17 protein-coding genes are annotated in these 18,071 nt (G+C 74.0%); 7 read left to right on the top strand and 10 right to left on the bottom strand.

The annotated features are described in order from the left end of the window. Window positions 1–102 precede the first annotated feature (102 nt). From ACF07V_RS11110 to ACF07V_RS11095, 4 genes are all read right to left on the bottom strand, one after another. Complete coding sequence (locus ACF07V_RS11110) at window positions 103–1,986, bottom strand: TerD family protein (RefSeq protein ID WP_392153182.1); 1,884 nt, start codon at window positions 1,984–1,986, stop codon at window positions 103–105. A gap of 345 nt (window positions 1,987–2,331) precedes the next feature. After that, window positions 2,332–2,910 (bottom strand): TerD family protein, encoded by a 579-nt coding sequence (locus tag ACF07V_RS11105; protein WP_030692674.1) that lies wholly within the window; start codon window positions 2,908–2,910, stop codon window positions 2,332–2,334. 151 nt (window positions 2,911–3,061) lie between these two features. Continuing rightward, complete coding sequence (gene uvrB / locus ACF07V_RS11100; RefSeq protein ID WP_392153181.1) at window positions 3,062–5,200, bottom strand: excinuclease ABC subunit UvrB; 2,139 nt, start codon at window positions 5,198–5,200, stop codon at window positions 3,062–3,064. A 71-nt stretch (window positions 5,201–5,271) separates the two neighbouring features. Further along, window positions 5,272–6,183: an MHYT domain-containing protein gene (locus ACF07V_RS11095; protein WP_392153179.1), complete on the bottom strand. Its 912-nt coding sequence runs from the start codon at window positions 6,181–6,183 to the stop codon at window positions 5,272–5,274. 234 nt (window positions 6,184–6,417) lie between these two features. Here ACF07V_RS11095 and ACF07V_RS11090 point away from each other — a divergent pair, with 234 nt between their 5' ends. After that, window positions 6,418–6,996, top strand: coding sequence for a methylated-DNA--[protein]-cysteine S-methyltransferase (locus tag ACF07V_RS11090; protein WP_392153178.1), 579 nt, complete (start codon window positions 6,418–6,420; stop codon window positions 6,994–6,996). Window positions 6,997–7,063: 67 nt separating this feature from the next. Continuing rightward, the gene (locus ACF07V_RS11085) at window positions 7,064–8,356 is read left to right on the top strand and encodes an MFS transporter (protein WP_392153176.1); all 1,293 of its coding nucleotides are present in this window, start codon (window positions 7,064–7,066) and stop codon (window positions 8,354–8,356) included. A gap of 40 nt (window positions 8,357–8,396) precedes the next feature. On the opposite strand, the gene ACF07V_RS11080 is transcribed toward ACF07V_RS11085, so the two are convergent. The 4 genes from ACF07V_RS11080 to ACF07V_RS11065 form a co-directional block, all read right to left on the bottom strand. Beyond that, window positions 8,397–9,377 carry a hypothetical protein gene (locus ACF07V_RS11080; RefSeq protein WP_392153175.1) on the bottom strand — a complete coding sequence of 327 codons (981 nt, stop codon included), beginning with the start codon at window positions 9,375–9,377 and terminating at the stop codon, window positions 8,397–8,399. After that, on the bottom strand, window positions 9,374–10,636 hold the full coding sequence (locus ACF07V_RS11075; protein ID WP_392153174.1) for an MFS transporter: 1,263 nt from the start codon (window positions 10,634–10,636) through the stop codon (window positions 9,374–9,376). Before ACF07V_RS11075 ends, ACF07V_RS11080 begins: the two co-directional genes overlap by 4 nt. Next, window positions 10,636–11,976, bottom strand: a complete 1,341-nt coding sequence (locus ACF07V_RS11070) for a discoidin domain-containing protein (protein ID WP_392153173.1) — start codon at window positions 11,974–11,976, stop codon at window positions 10,636–10,638. Before ACF07V_RS11070 ends, ACF07V_RS11075 begins: the two co-directional genes overlap by 1 nt. Before the next feature lie 326 nt (window positions 11,977–12,302). Next, window positions 12,303–12,659: a cupin domain-containing protein gene (locus tag ACF07V_RS11065; RefSeq protein ID WP_392153171.1), complete on the bottom strand. Its 357-nt coding sequence runs from the start codon at window positions 12,657–12,659 to the stop codon at window positions 12,303–12,305. A 275-nt stretch (window positions 12,660–12,934) separates the two neighbouring features. Here ACF07V_RS11065 and ACF07V_RS11060 point away from each other — a divergent pair, with 275 nt between their 5' ends. Together ACF07V_RS11060 and ACF07V_RS11055 are read left to right on the top strand one after the other, a co-directional pair. Beyond that, window positions 12,935–13,903: a pseudouridine-5'-phosphate glycosidase gene (locus tag ACF07V_RS11060; protein WP_392153169.1), complete on the top strand. Its 969-nt coding sequence runs from the start codon at window positions 12,935–12,937 to the stop codon at window positions 13,901–13,903. After that, window positions 13,900–14,814, top strand: coding sequence for a carbohydrate kinase family protein (locus ACF07V_RS11055; protein ID WP_392153167.1), 915 nt, complete (start codon window positions 13,900–13,902; stop codon window positions 14,812–14,814). The genes ACF07V_RS11060 and ACF07V_RS11055 overlap by 4 nt, the downstream gene beginning before the upstream one ends. Before the next feature lie 113 nt (window positions 14,815–14,927). Here ACF07V_RS11055 and ACF07V_RS11050 read toward each other — a convergent pair whose 3' ends face one another. Then, window positions 14,928–15,563, bottom strand: a complete 636-nt coding sequence (locus ACF07V_RS11050) for a uridine kinase (protein WP_392153165.1) — start codon at window positions 15,561–15,563, stop codon at window positions 14,928–14,930. A gap of 116 nt (window positions 15,564–15,679) precedes the next feature. Here ACF07V_RS11050 and ACF07V_RS11045 point away from each other — a divergent pair, with 116 nt between their 5' ends. From ACF07V_RS11045 to ACF07V_RS11035, 3 genes are read left to right on the top strand one after another with little or no spacing between them, the layout of a single operon-like run. After that, window positions 15,680–16,096: a VOC family protein gene (locus ACF07V_RS11045; protein WP_392153164.1), complete on the top strand. Its 417-nt coding sequence runs from the start codon at window positions 15,680–15,682 to the stop codon at window positions 16,094–16,096. Window positions 16,097–16,143: 47 nt separating this feature from the next. After that, on the top strand, window positions 16,144–16,896 hold the full coding sequence (locus ACF07V_RS11040; protein WP_392153162.1) for an SDR family NAD(P)-dependent oxidoreductase: 753 nt from the start codon (window positions 16,144–16,146) through the stop codon (window positions 16,894–16,896). A 26-nt stretch (window positions 16,897–16,922) separates the two neighbouring features. Then, complete coding sequence (locus tag ACF07V_RS11035; RefSeq protein ID WP_392153160.1) at window positions 16,923–17,270, top strand: MerR family transcriptional regulator; 348 nt, start codon at window positions 16,923–16,925, stop codon at window positions 17,268–17,270. A 134-nt stretch (window positions 17,271–17,404) separates the two neighbouring features. Here the strand turns inward: ACF07V_RS11035 and ACF07V_RS11030 are convergent, their stop codons facing one another. Further along, on the bottom strand, window positions 17,405–18,034 hold the full coding sequence (locus ACF07V_RS11030) for a winged helix-turn-helix transcriptional regulator (protein ID WP_392153158.1): 630 nt from the start codon (window positions 18,032–18,034) through the stop codon (window positions 17,405–17,407). Window positions 18,035–18,071 lie beyond the last annotated feature (37 nt).

Genomic DNA, 18,071 nt, shown 5'->3' with positions numbered 1-18,071 from the left:
GGGTACGCCGCGCATGGGGAGTACTCCCCTCCGCGCTCAAAAGACTACCCGAAAGACCAAGAGAAGGTAAAGGGCAGGGTAAAGAGCCCCCAAAAGGCCAGGTCAGAGCCGCTTTCCCTGGCGAGCGTCCGCCACCTGCGCAAGGACCTGGCGGAGGATCACGCTGCCCGGCGGAAGGAGCGGCGGATCGTACGACCAGGCATGGCCGACCCATGGATCGGCCAGGTGGTCGTCCGGCACCGGGGTGAGCCGCAGCAGCGAGCGCCACAGCGGGTCGAGCAGCGGCCCGTACGCGGCCGCGTCCTCCCGTGCGGCGACCATCAGCAGATGGACGCCGACCGACGGCCCCTCGTCCGCGAGGTACCGCAGCCGGGTGACCGCCCGGTCGTCGAAGCCGTGCGGGAAGTCGTGCACGATCACCAGCTGCCGGGCCGTGTCGAGACCGGGCGGCAGCGCGTCGGCCGCACCGCCCCGCTGTGCCATCTGCAGCAGGTCGACCCGCTCCGTGAGCTGCTCCAGGACCGCCGTGACCCCGGCGGCACCCCGGGCGGGCGGGGCGGCGGCCCCCGTCTCCACGAGGGGTGCGAGGGCCGCCGCGCCCGCGCCCGCCGGGTCGACGAGATGGACGGTGAGACCGCCGGCCGGGTGCGCCGCGAGCAGCCGCGCCGCGTGTGCGACGGCGGAGTCCAGGGCGAGCCGCCGCAGCTCGACCTCGTCGAGGAACGCGGCCGCCTCGGAGCGGCCGCGGCCGGAGTCCACCCAGAGCCCGCGCTCCAGCGGCAGCCGGACGAGCATGGGGATCCGCAGGTCGGTGCGCTCGGGCAGGTGGAGGTCGCCGAGGCGTACGGCCATCGGCTCCTCGGTGGGGACGCGGTAGGCGTGCCAGACGGGGTTGTCCCAGCGGGCGTAGGCGACGGGCAGCGCCGGCTCGACGACCTCGGACTCGGCGGCGAGCTGGGCGAGGTCCCGGTCCAGGACCTCCCGGGCGCGCTCCACGAGCTCGTCGTGCCGGGCGCGGGCGGCGGCGCGGGCGGCGTCGTTCGCGCCCCCGGCCCGGGCGCGGTAGTCGGTGAGCGTCTCGTCGAGCTCGCGGTCGAGCCGGGACTCCGCGAAGTCGCAGGCGCTGCGGTAGGCGGCGGCAGTACGGGCCAGGTCCTCGAACATGCCCCACACCTGGTTGTAGAGCCGCTCGTCCATGGACCAGCCCGAGGCGTCCCCGGCGACCGGCACGGGCGGGGCCTGCCGGGGCTCGGGGGCCGGGGCCGGGTCGGCGGCGGCCGGCCGGCGCCGGGGGTGGGAGTAGTCGATGGGATCGCCGGCGGCGACGCCCGTCGCGGGGGTGGGCGGCGGTGTCGCCGGTGCCGGGTCCTGAGCGGTCGGCGGTGCCGCCCGGCGTACGAGTTCCGGCTCGGGGACGCTCGGCGTGGCGGCGGGCGCGGGGGCGACGTCCGGGGCCGCGGTCGCGAGGATCGTGGCGGCGAGCTCCTCGGGGCGCTCCAGGCCCTGGTCGCCGAGCAGGGCGGCGAGTCCGTCCTCGTACCCCTGGCCCATGGCGCGGACCTTCCAGGCGCCCTGGCGGCGGTACAGCTCCAGGGCGACGACGGCGGACTCCCGGTCGAGGCCGGTGATCGTGTAGCCGGCGATCTCGGTGCCGTCGAGGCCGCTGACGGCGACGTGGGGGGCGGCGAGGGCCCCGAAGCGGGCCGCTGCGCCGGTCAGCGCGAGGAGGACCGAGACACGGTGGACGGCTTCGGGGACCGCGTCGAGGTCGACGGTGAGGCGGTGGTCGGCGGCGGTCCGCCCGGGGACGTCGACACCGGGGAGCGAGGGCGTGCCCGGGTGGGCGATCCACTCGGCGCCGGCGACCCTGCCCCGCTCGTCGCCGAGGGTGGCCCCGGCGAGGACCGGATGACCGGCGGACACCCGGATCTCCAGTCGGGTGTCGGGCAGGGGGTGGTTCTGCCCCCGGACCAGCTCGGCCGTCATCGACTCTGTCCCCTCGGTGTGTCCGGTCGGTGTGTCCGGTCGGTGTGTCCGGTCGGTGTGTCCGGTCGGTGTGTCCGGTCGGTGTGTCCGGTCGGTGTGTCCGGGCGCGGTTCATGCGGACAGCTCCCGGCGGCCTGGGCCTGTCGTCGACGTAGCGCCGTCTGCCCGGAGGGCAGGGGCCGCGGCGTCTGGTGCGTGCGAGCGCAAGGCGCCGGGATGCCCTCGTAGCGGAGCTACTTGGGCATCCCGGCAACGCGGCGATCGTGCGTGCCGGGCGTCGCGGCCCGGGCGGGACCTTGACGGCAGGCCCCAGCCTCCGGGAGCTGTGGGTGTGCCGGGACCTGTTTACAGGTGCGGCAGGATCGCCGGCATCAGGTCCTGGAAGGTGCGGCCGTTGGCCGGGTTGCCCAGGGCCGTCATCTGCCAGCCGGAGCCGACCCGGTGCACCTTCGCCATGATCTGCGCGGTGTAGTTGCCGCCGCCGTCGAGGGTGTAGCGCGCGAGCTCCTGCCCGTTCGTCTCGTCGACGATCCGGCAGAAGGCGTTCTGCACCTCCTGGAACGTCTGGCCGGTGAAGGAGTTCACCGTGAAGACGATCTGGTCGATGTGGACCGGCACCCGCTCCAGGTCCACGAGGATCGCCTCGTCGTCGCCGCCCTGGCCGGCGCCGCCCACGAGGTTGTCACCGGTGTGCTTGACCGAGCCGTCGTCGCTGACCAGGTGACGGAAGAAGACCACGTCGACCGGCTGCTTCTCGGCGAAGAGGACGGCCGAGGCGTCCAGGTCGATCTCCCGGGTGCGCGAACCGAAGAGACCGCGGCGCGGCGCCGCCTGCCAGCCGAGCCCCATCCGCACCTGGGTGAGGCTGCCCCCGCCCCGCTTCTCCAGGCTGATGGCCTGACCCTTGGTCATGTTGACCGACACGCGTTGCCCCTCTCGTTCAGCGTTCCCCGCGCCCGCTTCCGGTGCGTGCGGTTGTCGAGCACCCTACGCAGCCGCACCGACACAGCGGAGGCGCGGTCCGGTTTTGTGTCGGTCTTGCAACACACCGGACCGCCCGTCCGCGGCCGTCCGGTCAGGCGAGTCCCGCCTCCTTCATCTGGCGCAACTCCTTCTTCAGCTCCCCCACTTCGTCGCGGAGCCGGGCCGCCACCTCGAACTGCAGCTCGGCGGCGGCGGCGCGCATCCGGTCGGTCATCTCCTCGATGATCGCGGCCAGTTCGGTGGCGGGCCGGTCGCCGAGCTCGACCGTCGCGCCCGCCTTGCCGCCCTTGCCCCTGGCCTTGGGGGCGTGCGCGGCGAGCGAGGGCACGGGGGCCTTCGCACCCTTGCCCTCCTTGCCCTGCCGGTAGCCGCTGCCGAGCAGTTCCTCGGTGTCGATCTCCTCGCGCGCGATGGTCGCGACGATGTCGTTGATCTTCTTGCGGAGCGGCTGCGGGTCGATGCCGTGCTCCGTGTTGTACGCGATCTGCTTCTCGCGGCGCCGGTTGGTCTCCTCGATGGCCTGCTCCATCGCCGGGGTGATCCGGTCGGCGTACATGTGGACCTGGCCCGAGACGTTGCGCGCGGCGCGGCCGATCGTCTGGATGAGGGAGGTCCCGGAGCGCAGGAAGCCCTGCTTGTCGGCGTCGAGGATGGCGACGAGGGACACCTCGGGCAGGTCGAGGCCCTCCCGGAGGAGGTTGATGCCGACGAGGACGTCGTACTCGCCGGCGCGGAGCTCGCGGAGGAGTTCGATGCGGCGCAGGGTGTCGACGTCGCTGTGCAGGTAGCGCACCTGGATGCCGAGCTCCAGGAAGTAGTCGGTGAGGTCCTCGGCCATCTTCTTGGTGAGGGTGGTGACGAGGACACGCTCGTCGCGCTCGGCGCGCAGCCGGATCTCGTGGACCAGGTCGTCGATCTGGCCCTCGGTGGGCTTGACGACGACCTCGGGGTCGACGAGTCCGGTGGGACGGATGATCTGCTCGACGAAGCCGTCGCCGCGCGAGAGTTCGTAGGTCCCGGGGGTCGCGGAGAGGTAGACGGTCTGGCCGATCCGCTCCTGGAACTCCTCCCACTTCAGCGGGCGGTTGTCGAGGGCGGAGGGAAGCCGGAAGCCGTGGTCGACCAGGGTCCGCTTGCGGGAGGCGTCGCCCTCGTACATGGCGCCGATCTGGGGCACGGTGACGTGCGACTCGTCGATGACGAGGAGGAAGTCCTCGGGGAAGTAGTCGAGGAGGGTGTTGGGCGCGGAGCCGGGGTCGCGTCCGTCGAAGTGCATCGAGTAGTTCTCGATGCCGGAGCAGGAGCCGATCTGCCGCATCATCTCGATGTCGTACGTGGTGCGCATGCGCAGGCGCTGGGACTCCAGGTGCTTGCCCTGCTTGTCGAGCTCGGCGAGGCGGACCTCCAGCTCGCGCTCGATGTCGTTGATCGCCCGCTCCATGCGCTCGGGGCCGGCGACGTAGTGGCTGGCGGGGAACACGTACAGCTCGTGGTCCTCGCTGATGACCTCGCCGGTGAGCGGGTGGAGGGTGGAGAGGGCCTCGATCTCGTCGCCGAACATCTCGATGCGGACGGCGAGCTCCTCGTACACCGGGAAGATCTCGATGGTGTCGCCGCGCACCCGGAAGGTGCCGCGGGTGAACGCGAGGTCGTTCCGGGTGTACTGGATGTCGACGAAGCGGCGGAGCAGCTGGTCGCGGTCGATCTCCTCGCCGACCTTGAGCGGGACCATCCGGTCCACGTACTCCTGGGGCGTGCCGAGGCCGTAGATGCAGGAGACGGAGGCGACCACGACGACGTCCCGGCGGGTGAGCAGGGAGTTCGTCGCGGAGTGCCGGAGCCGCTCCACCTCCTCGTTGATGGAGGAGTCCTTCTCGATGTAGGTGTCGGACTGCGGGACGTACGCCTCGGGCTGGTAGTAGTCGTAGTACGAGACGAAGTACTCGACGGCGTTGTTCGGCAGGAGCTCGCGGAACTCGTTCGCCAGCTGGGCGGCCAGCGTCTTGTTCGGCGCCATCACGAGGGTGGGGCGCTGGAGCTTCTCGATCATCCACGCGGTGGTCGCCGACTTGCCGGTGCCGGTGGCGCCGAGGAGCACGACGTCCTTCTCGCCCGCGCGGATGCGCCGCTCCAGGTCGGCGATGGCGGTCGGCTGGTCGCCGCTGGGCTTGTACTCGCTGACGACCTCGAAGGGCGCCACCGAACGTTCGATCTTGGAAACTGGCCGCATGCAACCACCGTACGACCCGGCACTGACACTCGGGCGGTGATCGGCTCACCGCCCGGTCGCCGGGCCTCCCGTCACCAGTCCTGGGAGCGGTGTCCGCCGCGCGCGACGCTTCGGCGCGCGCCCCGTCCGGCGGCCCGGCCGGGCGGGCGGGCGCTCCAGTTGGCCGGCTCTCCGTAGGACGGGACATGGCGCGGGGCGGGCACGCCGGGGCGGTGCGGGGTCCGGGCGGCGGGGCGCTGCCAGTCCGGGTCGCCCATCACGAGCAGCGGGTCGAACATGACGACGACGGCGGCCAGGATCAGGAAGACCGCCGGGCCGATCAGCATGGGCAGCAGGAGCGAGGTGGCCGTGGGGCCGCCCCCGGTGACGGCCTCGGTGCCGTGCAGGTGGACGCTGACGGCGGCCATGGCGGTGTAGTGCATACCACTGACGGCTCCGCCCATCACCAGGCTCGCGCCGAGACTGGCCAGAAATCCATGGACGGAGACGGCCGCCCAGAGGGCCGCGGTGGCGGCCACGACGGCGATGACCACGGAGAGGGCGACGGTGAGCGTGTCGTACTCGATCCGCCCCTGGAGGCGCATTCCGGCCATGCCGAGGTAGTGCATGGTGGCGACGCCGAGGCCGGTGATGGTGCCGCCGGTGACGAGGGTGAGGGCGGTCGCGCCGCGGTAGCCGACGATGAAGATGCCGATGCCGACCATGAGGACGGCGACGCCCAGGCTGGCGAAGGTGATGGGGCGGTCGTAGTCGATGGGCGCGTGCTCGACGGAGAAGCCCATCATGGCGATGAAGTGCATCGTCCAGATGCCGGTGCCGATCGAGGTGGCGCCGAGGGCGAGCCAGCCGGCCTTGAAGCTGTCGTGGTGGCGGAGCGATCTGGTGGTGCACCTCAGGCCGAGGGCGCCGCCGAGGCAGGCCATGAGAAAGGCGGCCACCGGCGTGACGAGCCCGTAGCTGAATCCGTCGACCGTGCCCTGCATGAGCGTGTGTCCTCCACCCCTGGTGCAACGTCGTCCGAAAACAGTCGGTACCGCTGGGTAGTACTACCGGGGCGAGATTATGGCGCGCCGGGGGCCGGGCGACCACGTGACCGGGGATTTTCCGTTCGCGAGACCGGAGCGAGACCGGCCCGTGATCTCGGTGGCGGTCCCGGGCCGGGTGACCGTCGCCCTTCCCGGACCGGGGTGTCGGTGCCGGGTCGTACCGTGGGCGGCATGGACATCGACACGGGGTCGGAAGCGGGGCCGGCCGGCCGGGAGCGGGCCGGCACGGTGGAGTGGACGGTCGTGGAGAGCGCCATCGGGCCGCTCTTCCTCGCCGCGACGGGGCGGGGGCTCGTGCGGGTCGAGTTCCACGCCGACGCGGCCCGGCGGGAGCGGATGCTCGACCGGCTGGCGGGACAGCTCGGCGCGGAGCCGGTGGAGTGCGCCTCGGGGCGGCTCGCCGAGGCGATACGCCGGCTCGACCACTACTTCGCGGGCGAGCCCGACGAGCTCGACCTGCCGCTGGACTGGAGCCTGACGACCGGCTTCAACCGGCAGGTGCTCCGCGAGCTGGCGGCGGGCGTGCCGTACGGGACGGTCGTCGGGTACGGGGAACTGGCGAGGCGCGTGGGGCAGCCGGGCGCGGCGCAGGCGGTCGGAGCGGCGATGGGCGCCAATCCGCTGCCGGTGGTGGTGCCGTGCCACCGGGTGGTGGAGAGCGACGGCGGTCTCGGCGGTTTCGGGGGCGGTCTGGAGACGAAGCGGCAGCTGCTCGCCCTGGAAGGGGTGCTGCCGGCGCCGCTCTTCTGAGCGCGGGTGGCCGTCGGGGAAGGAGGCGGCGTTCCCATCGGATGGGACGGCTGGCACACTCACGTAAGTGACACATACCCCCAGTGCCCCTGACGCCACCGTGCCCGGCCACATATCCGCCCCCGTCACCCCCGCCGAGCTGCCCGCGCTCCGCCGGCGCGTCCAGGCCGGACTGATCGCCACCCAGGTCCTGGGAGGCCTCGGCATCGCCATCGGCTTCGCCCTCGCCGCCGTCCTGGCGCGGGACGTCAGCGGCACCGAGGCCCTGTCCGGTCTCGCCTCGACGGCCTCGGTGGCCGGCTCCGCGCTGCTCGCCATGCCGCTGGCCACGCTGATGACCCGGCGGGGGCGCCGGACCGGACTCGTCCTCGCGTATCTGCTGGCGGCGGTCGGCGCCGGTGTGGTGGTGCTCGGGGCGGTCGTCGACAGCTTCCCCGTCCTGCTCGTCGGGCTCGTCGGCTTCGGTGCCGGGTCCTCGGCGAACCTGGCGGCCCGCTTCGCCGCCGCCGACCTCGCCGAGCCCGACCGCAGGGCCCGCGCCATCTCCACGGTGGTGTGGGCGACGACGATCGGCGCCGTGCTCGGTCCGAACGTCGCCGCGCCCGCCGGAAGGAGCGTCTCGGGCCTGGGGATCCCGGCCGCCGCGGGCCCGTTCGTCTGGGCCGCCGGTGTCTTCGTGCTCGCCGCGGCCGTCGTGGCCGTGCTGCTGCGCCCGGACCCGCTGCTCACCGCCCGCGCGCTGGCGGCCGCCGGGCCGGGTGAGGCGGCGGAGGGCCGCTCCCTGCGGGCCGGGATGGACGCGGTACGGAAGTCCCCGCGGGCCCGGATCGCCCTGGTCACCATCGCCGGCTCGCACACCGCCATGGTGTCGATCATGTCGATGACCCCGGTGGCGCTCACCCACCACGGCGCGGACATCCAGCTGATCGGGCTGGTGATCAGCGGGCACATCACGGGGATGTACGCCTTCTCGCCGCTGATGGGCTGGCTGTCCGACCGGCTCGGCCGGCTCGCGGTGATCGGGCTCGCGGTGGGGCTGATCGGCACGGCGGCGCTGATCGCGGGCACGGCGGGATCGTCCCACGGCCGGATCGCCCTGGGCCTCTTCGTCCTGGGCCTGGGCTGGTCGGCAGGGCTCGTGTCCGGTTCGGCGCTGCTCACCGACTCGGTGCCGCAGGCCGCGCGGGCCGCCGTCCAGGGACTCTCCGACTTCGTCATGAACACCGCCGCCGGGGTCGGCGGCCTCGCCGCCGGCCTGGTCGTCTCCCAGGCGGGCTACGGCCCCCTGAACGCGATCGCCGCGTGCCTGCTGCTGCCGATGGCGGCCCTGGCGCTGCGCGGCGCCCTCCGCAAGGCCTGAGCCGCCGGAGCCCCTGGGCCACGGACTTTCCGGACACGGCCTAGCGCGGCGCCGCCGGGGACGAGGCCGCCGCGGCCAGCCTCCGCGGGGCGCCCGTACCGTCGGCGGGCACCGACCAGACCGCTCCCCCGTACCCGTACGCGAGGGTGTGCGCGTCCGTCCACAGCGCCTGGTCGTCGATGCCGCGCCGCTCGGCGACGGGGTGCTCGCGCCCGGTGCGCAGCTCGTACACGTACAGGCGCCATGGATCGCGCGGGCCGTCGGACACCCGTTTCTTGAAGGCGATCCGGGTGCCGTCCGGGGAGAGCGAGGGGCATTCGACGTTCTCCCGCAGTGTCCGGGCGGACCAGTTCCGCATGTCCCCCTCCACGAGGTGGGTGCGGCCGCCGGTCGAGACGGTGGCGTAGAAGCGGTTGTCGTCGGCGGCGAAGCTGACGCCCCAGTAGTTGACGTCGGGGGCGTGGTGGCGGCGGCCGTCGAGGGTGAGCGGGATCTGCTCGATGTTCTTCACCAGGTAGCCGGTGCGCAGGTCGAGGATCGACGTGCGGGTGGCGAAGGCCGAGCGCGCGTACGAGTCGCCGGTGGCGAACATCGTCCAGGACAGCATGCGTCCCGAGGCGGAGACCCTGGCCCGGCTGGGGATGCCCGGCAGGCCGATGCGGCGGACCTCGCGCAGCCGCCCGTCGAGCACGAGGACGTACGAGCGGGCGGGCACGCCCGGCCGCCGCTGGAGGCAGAGGGCGGTGGAACCGGCCGCGTGGAAGCGGTCGCAGGACGGGCCTCCCGTCACCCGGCCGCCGGGCGCGGCCGGGTCCACGCGCGCGACGCGGCCGCTCACGGTGTCCCGGACATAGAGCGCCCCGGCGCCGCCGTCGAGGGTGAAGCCGCGGTCGGCGGTGCTGTCGGCGGCGGCATGCCCGGAGGCGGCCCGCAGGGTGTAGGCGGTGGCTCCGCCGCCGAGCAGCAGGAGGGCGAGGACGAGGATCCCCACACGCGCGCGCGTGGAGGTGGTGAGGGTCATGTCGTGGTCCCTTCGGGGGTGGGCCCGTACGGCAGCAGCCGGGCGGCGCAGCCCAGGGCCACGGCCAGCGCCAGGATCGCCGCGACGAGCGCCGTCTCCGGGCCGCTCGCCGTCCAGACGGCGCCGAAGGCGACGGCGGCACCGAGCCGGGCGAGCGCCTGCGCGGTCTGGACGACCGCGAGGCCGCCGGCCTGTCGTCCCTCGGCGAGGAACGGTCCGGTGAGGGCCATCAGGACGCCGTCGGTGGCGGCGTAGAAGACCCCGAGCAGCAGGAGGACGCCCACGAGGGCCGCCGTGCCGGGCACGGGTGCCAGGAGCAGTCCGTAGGCGAGGAGCAGGGCCCCGTGCCCGTACAGGAGCGGTCCGCGGCGCCCGAGGCGGTCGGCGAGGCGGCCGGCGGGGACGGCGAGCAGGAGGTAGACGGCGGCCGCGCCGAGCGGCAGGAACGGGAACCAGGTGGGGTCGAGGTCGAGGCGCCGCTGGAGCAGCAGGTAGAGGAAGGAGTCGCCGACGGTGGCGGCGCCGAGGAGGGCGGCGCAGAGCACGACGCGGCGGTAGGCGGGCGAGCGTCGCAGGGTCGCGAGGAGTGCGCCACGCGCGCGTGGCACCGCCTTCTCCCTCGGCGCCGTGGGCCGCGCGCGCCCGGGGACGAGGAGCAGCCAGAGCAGCACGCCGAACGCGCCGACGCAGAAGCTGACGGCGAAGACCGCCTCGTACGTCTCGGCCGTCGCCCACAGCAGCGCGAAGGCGGCGAGGGGTCCGAGGAGGGCGCCGGTGGTGTCCATGGCGCGGTGGGTGCCGAAGGCGCGGCCCAGGTCCTCGGGTGGACTGTGCAGGGTGATGAGCGCGTCGCGCGGGGCGGTGCGGACGCCCTTGCCGAGGCGGTCGGCGGCGAGGGCTCCGGCGATCCAGCCGGTCGCCCCGCCGGCGAGGAGGAGGCCGAGCCGGGAGCAGGCGGAGAGGGCGTAGCCGAGTCCGGCGACCTGCTTGTGGCGGCCGCCGCGGTCGGCGGAGGCGCCGCCGAGGAGCCGTACGAGCGCGGTGGCGCCGGTGGAGAGGCCGTCGAGGAGCCCGAACTGGAGCGGGGAGAGGCCGAGTCCGAGGACCAGGTAGAGCGGCAGGACGGCGGTCACCATCTCCGAGGAGACGTCGGTGACGAGGCTGACCGTGCCGAGGGCGAGGACGGTGCCGGGGACGCGCCGCCGGGTCCCGGTGGGACGGGGCGGCGCGTCGCGGCGACCGGTGGTCGCGAGGTACATCAGTGGCAGGTGTAGGTCGGGCCGGAGTCCTTGACCTGGTCGTCGGTGCCGACGTACTGCCAGGTGTAGGTGGTGTCGGTGAGGTTCAGCTTCAGGACGCCGTACGTGCCGCTGATCCTCTTCTGGCTGTTGGGCTGGACGGTCTCGATGTCGTACGGCTCGGCGCCGCCCATGCCGCCGACGATCTCGACGATGCCGTCGGCGGTGGCCTGCCCGTTCGGGTCCTGCGGGGCGAAGCGCTCGTAGTGGTGGTCGTGTCCGTTGAGGACGAGGTCGGCCTTGGCGCCGTAGAGGATCTGCCAGACGGGCTTGGAGACGGGGTCGTTGCCGTGGCCGCCGGAGGAGTACAGCGGGTGGTGGAAGTAGGCGGCGACGCAGCCCTTGGTGTTCCGCGCGAGGTCGTCCTTGAGCCACTGGATCTGCGCGGCGTCGTCGAAGGTGTTGGAGTCGAGGGCGACGAAGTGCCAGTTGCCCTGGTCGTAGCTGTAGTAGGGCTTGCCCTGCGGGTAGGCGATGGCGCCGAAGTACGACTTGTAGCCGGAGAACGCGCCGGCCGGGTCGTAGGACTCGTGGTTGCCGGGCACGGGCCGGGTCTGCGCCTTGAAGGCGCCCCAGGTCTTGTCGTAGTAGTTGCGGAAGTCCGAGAGACGGGCGTCGTCGTACTGGTTGTCACCCATCGTCAGATAGAAGGACGGCGCGATCCGCTGGGCCAGGGCGGCCGTCTTCGGGTGGGCGCAGGAGCTGCTGGCGGCGGTGCACTGGGCGGCGATGTCGCCGGCCGCGACGACGGTGAAGGCGCCGGTGGGCGGGGGTGTGGTGGAGGTGGTTCCGTAGACCTCCACGGTGTAGAGGGAGTAGCCGTACGAGGTGCCGCGGGCGGTCCCGTAGACGCGCAGGTAGCGGCCGGTGCCGGTGAGTCCGGTCCAGTCGTCCGTGGCGCCGTTGCCGGCGGTCTCGGTGGCGAGCCGGGTCCAGGTGGTGCCGTCGGCGGAGATCTCGACGCGGTAGGCCTTGGCGTAGGCGACCTCCCAGACGAGCTTGACGCGGGAGACGGTGGCCGAGGGGCCGAGGTCGACCCGGATCCACTGCGGGTCGATGCCTTCGGCGCTGGCCCAGCGGGTGGTGGCGTTGCCGTCGAAGGCCTTCTCCGGGCCGAAGGTGCTGTCCTCGACGGAGGAGGACGTGGCCGGCCTGCCCTGGGATATCAGGGTGTCGGCGGCGGCTCCGGCCCGGTCCGGGAGGGCGAGCAGGAGTCCGCCGACGAGCAGCAGCACGGCGGCGAGGACGAGGGGAAGTCGGTCGGTGGTGCGGCGAGGTGGGGCGGAGGCGAACAGGCGCATACCTGGGCTCCCTGGCCTGAGGGGTCGGCGAGAGCTGGACACCGGTGCGGGGCACCACGGCCGCGCCGGACGCACGGACCGGGTCGCCCGTGCCGCGCGGTGCGGGCACGGGCGACCGGCCGGGTGGCGATTCGGGGCGCCACGCGGTGGGGTGGTGCTCGGCGGCCGGGTCAGAGCTCTCGCTGAGCGCGTCACGCCCCGGGGGTGGAGCTTGGGGTGGGGCGCCGCGCCAAGCCGCTGCCGGGGAGGATAGCGGATAGGAAGGTTTCCTACCAGACTCCCAACCCCCGCTCGCCCGCCCCGGGTTCGGGCGGCTCGGGCAGGCCTCAGAGGCTGATGTGGTAGGCCTTGCGCAGGGTCTCGTGCACGGTCCAGGTCGTGCGGTCGCCCTCCCGCAGCACGCACGCGTCGCCGGGGCCGATCTCCAGGGTCTCGCCGCCCTCGACGGCGACCGTCGCGCGCCCGGAGACCACCACGAAGAGCTCGTTGGCCTCGGTGTCGGTGACGACGCCGGGCGTGATCTGCCAGATGCCGCGCAACTGCTTGCCGTCGGCCGACTCCCACAGCACCTTGCCGGTCACCTCCGGCGCGCCGGAGACGATCTGGGCGGGGTCGAGGGGCTCGGCCTCGAGCTCCGCGTCGGGAATGTGAACGGCGAAGGAGGGCACGTCATGAGTGGTCATGGGCGGTGACTGTAGCGGGGGTCCGGAGGCGCTCCCAGGCCGGGACCGGCTGGAACAACAGCCTCCGTTTCGGCCCCCACCAGGCGCGATGCCAAGAACCCGCTCCGGCGACGAAATCCGTACCGGCCCTCCGCCGCAGCGCCCCAAGGGCGCCGCGGGCGTCCCCGCCGCCTCGGGCGGGGGGTCGGTCACGGATTCCGCAGACGCCTTCGCGTGAGTGGCAGGAGGTCGCCAACGAGGTTTGCGGGGCCGGTGATCGCGCCAAGGAATGGGACATGTCCACACAGGTGTCCGAAGAGGTACGGGAGGCGCTCCACGAGGGCCGGCCCGTCGTCGCGCTGGAATCGACGATCATCGCCCACGGCCTGCCGCGCCCGCGCAACCTCGCCGTGGCCGCGGAGCTGGAGGAGTCGGTACGGGCCGGGGGCGCCGTCCCCGCCACGATCGCGGTCGTCGACGGCACGGCCAGGATCGGCCTCGACCGGGCGGCCCTCACCAGAATCGCCGAGGACCCGTCGGTGCGGAAGCTGGGCCACCGCGACCTGGCCCCGGCCCTGGCGACCGGGGCGACCGGGGCGACGACGGTCTCGGCGACGGCCTGGCTGGCGGACGCCGCCGGCATACGGGTGTTCGCGACGGGCGGGCTCGGCGGCGTGCACCGCGAGTGGAGCGAGACCCAGGACGAGTCCGCCGACCTGCGGCTGCTCGCCCGGGTCGGGATCACCGTGGTGTGCGCGGGGGTCAAGTCGATCCTCGACGTGCCCGCGACGCTCCAGCGCCTGGAGACCCTGGGGGTGACGGTCGTCGGCTACGGCACGGACCACTTCCCCGGCTTCTACCTCTCCTCCTCGGGCGAGCCCGTCGACTGGACCCTGCGCACCCCGGCGGAGGTGGCCGGGGTGATACGGGCGCAGGACGCGCTGGGCGGCCCCCGGGCCGCCCTGATCGTGGCGAACCCGGTGCCGGTGGCCGAGCAGCTTGATCCCGCGCTGCACGACCGGGTGCTCGCGCGGGGCCTCGCGGCGGCGAAGGAGAAGGGGATCACCGGGCAGGCCGTGACGCCGTTCCTCCTCGAATACCTGACGGTGCACACGGAAGGGGCGTCCCTGGAGGCCAACCTCGCGGCGGTCCGCGGCAATGTGCGGCTCGCGGCGAGCGTCGCGGGTGCGTACGCGTCGGGTGCGGCACCGGGCGGCGCGGGCACGGCGGCTCAGGGCACGGCGACCGGCTCCGACGGCCGGTGACCCGGCCCGGGGGCGCGCTGCTCGTCGTCGGGGACGTCGTCACCGATGTCGTCGCCCGGCACCGGACCCCGCTCGCCCCGGCGACGGACACGGCGGCGGAGATCCGGACCCTACCGGGCGGCGCCGGGGCCAACGCGGCCTGCTGGGCGGCGCGTTCGGGTGGCGGGGAGGTGCGGCTGCTCGGCCGGGTGGGGACGGACGCGGCCGACTGGCACGAACGGGCGCTGCGGAGGGCGGGCGTGCGCCCCCTGCTCGTCCCGGACGCGGAGGCGGCGACGGCCACCGTGATCGCGCTCGTGGACGGCTCGGCGGAGCGCACCTTCCTGACGGACAGCGGCGCCGCGCTGCGCCTCTCCCCCGCCGACTGGTCGCCCGCCCTCCTGGACGGCGTGGCCCGGCTGCACCTCTCGGGGTACCTGTTCTTCGCCGCGCCGAGCCGCGAGACGGCCTGCCGGGCGCTGCGGGACGCGCGGGCGGCGGGAGTCCCGGTGAGTGTGGACCCGGCGTCGGCGGGGTTCCTGGCGGAACTGGGCGCGGACCGGTTCCTCGCGGCGGCGGAGGGCGCCGAGACCCTGCTGCCCAATGCCGACGAGGCCCGGTCGCTCACCGGCTGCGGCGAACCGGAGTCGGCGGCCGCGGAGTTGAGCCGGCGGTTCCCGCTGGTCGTGGTGACCCTCGGGGCGGCCGGCGCACTGGTCGCCGATGGCGGTGCGGTCACCGCGCGGGTGGCGGCGCCCCCGGTGCGGCCGGTGGACTCGACGGGCGCGGGCGACGCGTTCACCGGGGCGTTCCTGGCGGCGCGGCTCGCGGGCGAGGACCCGGCGCGGGCCGCCGAGGCGGGCTGCCGCGCGGGCGCGGAGGCGGTCACCGCGGTGGGCGGCAGACCCCCTGCGGGCCCCGATGGCGACTGAACGGGCGGGGCTCTCCGGACACGGACGGGGGGCGTGCCGGGCGCCGCGGCTGCTGTGCGGGACTTCCCGGACACCCCCGCCGTGGGTGCCGCGCGGGACTTCCCGGACACCCGCTAGGTCCGCAGCCCCGTCCAGGCCGGGTGGCGCGGGTCGTCGGCGCGCACGACGGCGTCCGCCGCATCGGTGGGGCCGACCTCCATCTCGTACCGGGCGAAGGCGGGCAGGGTCCAGGACTCCTCCGTGCGCCGGGCGAGGGCGCCGGGCGAGAGGCGCAGATGGACGGTGAGGTCGAAGGGGAACCAGTGGCCGAGCAGGAAGGTCCCGTACAGCACGAGCACCCCGCGCGGCGGCAGCGTGACGTAGGGGCTGCGGGTCGCGCGGTCCGTGACCGGGTCCCACAGGTCGGGCAGCACGCGCCCGGTGCCGCCGGGGTCCAGCGGCCCGAAGACCTCCCGCCACAGGGCCCCGGTGTCGGTCCACCCGCTGTAGTACGCGTCGGGGTCCTGCTTCCCGTACTCGTACCGGAGGGAAGCGGGCCGCAGGAAGCCGCCGGTGCTCACGACCTGGACCGCCCGCCCGCGTGTGCGCAGCGCCTCGGCGAGGAGCCCGGCGAGTTCGCCCCCGGGCGCGGGGGGCGGGCCGTCGATGCCCACCTTGAGCCAGTCGTCGCCCGCCGCGGCGGGGGACGCGTCGAGGTGGCCGGCGAGCGTCTCCGCCAGCCGGTCCCAGGTGATCGCCTCGTATCGCATGACGCCCATCCTGCCTGCCGCGCACACCCCTGACGTGTACCGGCCGACATCTTCGGCCGTACGGTGACCTGGCCGCGCGACCGCACGGCACCCACGGAGGAGAGGACTCGTTCCCGATGAGCCGGCGTCAGGAAGCACTGCCCTACGAGACCGCGGAGGCGAGGACGCCCTTCGGCCTCGGGCTGCACCATGTGCAGCTCTCCCTGCCACCGGGCGAGGAGGAGGCGTGCCGCCGGTTCTACGTGGACGTCCTCGGCATGACCGAGATCCGGAAGCCGCCGGTGCTCGCGGCGCGCGGCGGTCTGTGGGTGCGCTCGGACGCGCTGGAGATCCACCTGGGCGTCGAGGAGGACTTCCGGCCGTCCCGCAAGGGGCACCCGGGCATCCTGGTCGCCGACATCGACGGCCTGGCGGAGCGGCTGACCGGCCTGGGCGTCGAGGTGACGTGGGACGACAACTTCCCGGGCCACCGGCGCTTCTATGTCGCCGACTGCCACGGCAACCGGCTGGAGTTCCTCTGCCCCCAGCGGTGAGCCGGGCTTGACCTTGTCACTGGCGTCAGGGTTCGACCATCGGATCCATGGACACCACCACACCCACCAGGGTCGTCGTCGTCACCGGCGCGGGCACCGGCATCGGCCGGGCCACCGCGCGCTCGTTCGCCGGGCAGGGGGCGACGGTCGTCGCCGTCGGCCGCCGGGCGGAGCCGCTGCGGGAGACCGCCGAGGGGCACCCGGGCATCCGCCCGTTCGCCGCCGACATCACGGCGGAGGGCGCGGCCGAGGAGATCGTCCGCGCCACGCTGGCGGCCCACGGCCGGCTCGACGTGCTCGTCAACAACGCGGGGATCTCCGCCGGCGGCCCGCTCGGCACCCTCGACCGTTCCGTGATGGCCCCGCTGCTGGAGACGAACCTCGTCGCCCCGGTCCTGCTCACCCAGGCGGCCGTCCCCGCGCTCCGGGAGTCCCGGGGCGTCGTGGTGAACGTGACGACGACGATCGGTCAGCGCGGCTGGCCCGCCAACTCCTTCTATCCGGCGACCAAGAGCGCCCTGGAGACCCTGACCCGCTGCTGGGCGGTGGAGCTCGCGCCGGCCGGCGTCCGGGTCGTGGCGGTCGCGCCCGGTGCGATCGAGACCCCGATCGCGGACCACATGGGCCTCTCCCCCGAGCAGCGGAAGGCGGTGCGGGCCTGGCAGCTCGCGCACACCCCGCTGGGCCGGGTCGGCAGGCCCGAGGAGGTCGCCTGGGCGATCACCGCGCTCGCCGCCCCGGACGCCGCCTTCCTGACCGGCACGGTCCTGCCCGTCGACGGGGGCGCGCTGGTCTCGTGATACGACTGCGCGAGGAGGTGGCGTCCTTGCGCATCGGTGAACTGGCCCGGCGGACCGGGGTGTCGGCCCGCGCGCTGCGGCACTACGAGCAGGCGGGGCTGATCACCTCGGGCCGCGCGGCCAATGGCTACCGGGAGTACGAGGAGATCGCCGTCGCGCGGGTGGCGAACATCCGGTACCTGCTGGAGGCCGGGTTCACCCTGGACGACGTGTCGGCGTTCCGCACCTGTCTGGACGGGGACATCTCGGCGGCTCCGCCGTCCGCCCGGGCCCTGGAGATCGCCCGCGAGCGGCTCGCCGTGATCGACGCCCGCATCGCGGCCCAGACGGCGGCCCGCGACCGCCTGGCGAAGGCCCTGGCGGCGCAGTCCTGAGCACGGGCGCGGTCCCGAGCTCAGGCGCGGTCCTGAACTCAGGCGCAGTCCTGAACTCAGGCGCAGTCCTGGACTCAGGCGCAGTCCCGAGCTCGTGCGCCGGGCCGGTCCTGAACTCAGGCGCGGTCCCGAGCTCAGGCCGACGCGACGGCCGCCGCGGGGCGTTCCAGCACGGCGCGGCCCGAATCGACCGCCTCGCCCAGCGTCAGCTCTCCCGCCGCGAGGGCCCGGCAGGTCGCCGCGTCGGTCCGCAGCCGTGCGTCGGGGGCGTCCACCGTCCCGTCCCCGTAGGCCGCGTCTCCGTCCGCCCCGAGCCGTACATGGAACTCACCCTCGTCGAGGGTCACTTGGACGACCCCCGCGCCGAGCTCCGTCAGCGCGCCGAGGAGCGGGATCGCGTACCAGTGGGCGCGGACCGCGTCGGTGGGCCGGGGCTCGCCGAGGTCGGGCGCGCCCCAGGCGGCGAGGGTGCGCAGGACGGGCAGCAGGTCACGTCCGCGCGGGGTGAGTTCGTACACGTACGCCGAGACGGGCGGGGGCAGCCGGCGGCGGGTGACGAGCTCGGCGCCCTCCATGTCCTTGAGGCGGCCGGCGAGCATGTCGGTGCTGACGCCGGGCAGATCGGCGTGGAGGTCGGTGTAGCGGCGCGGCCCGGCGAGGAGTTCGCGGACGACGAGCAGGGTCCAGCGGTCGCCGACGAGGTCGAGGGCGCGCGCGGCGGCGCAGTGCTGGTCGTAGCTGCGGCGGCGTGGCTGACGTGGCATGCGACGCAGTCTAGTGATGTTGTTGGACTTTCCAAGC

It is taken from the genome of Streptomyces sp. NPDC015661 (assembly GCF_043077765.1).
Lineage (GTDB): Bacteria > Actinomycetota > Actinomycetes > Streptomycetales > Streptomycetaceae > Streptomyces.
Note: the sequence above shows the minus strand (reverse complement) of the source record. Positions and strands in the feature narration are given on the sequence as shown.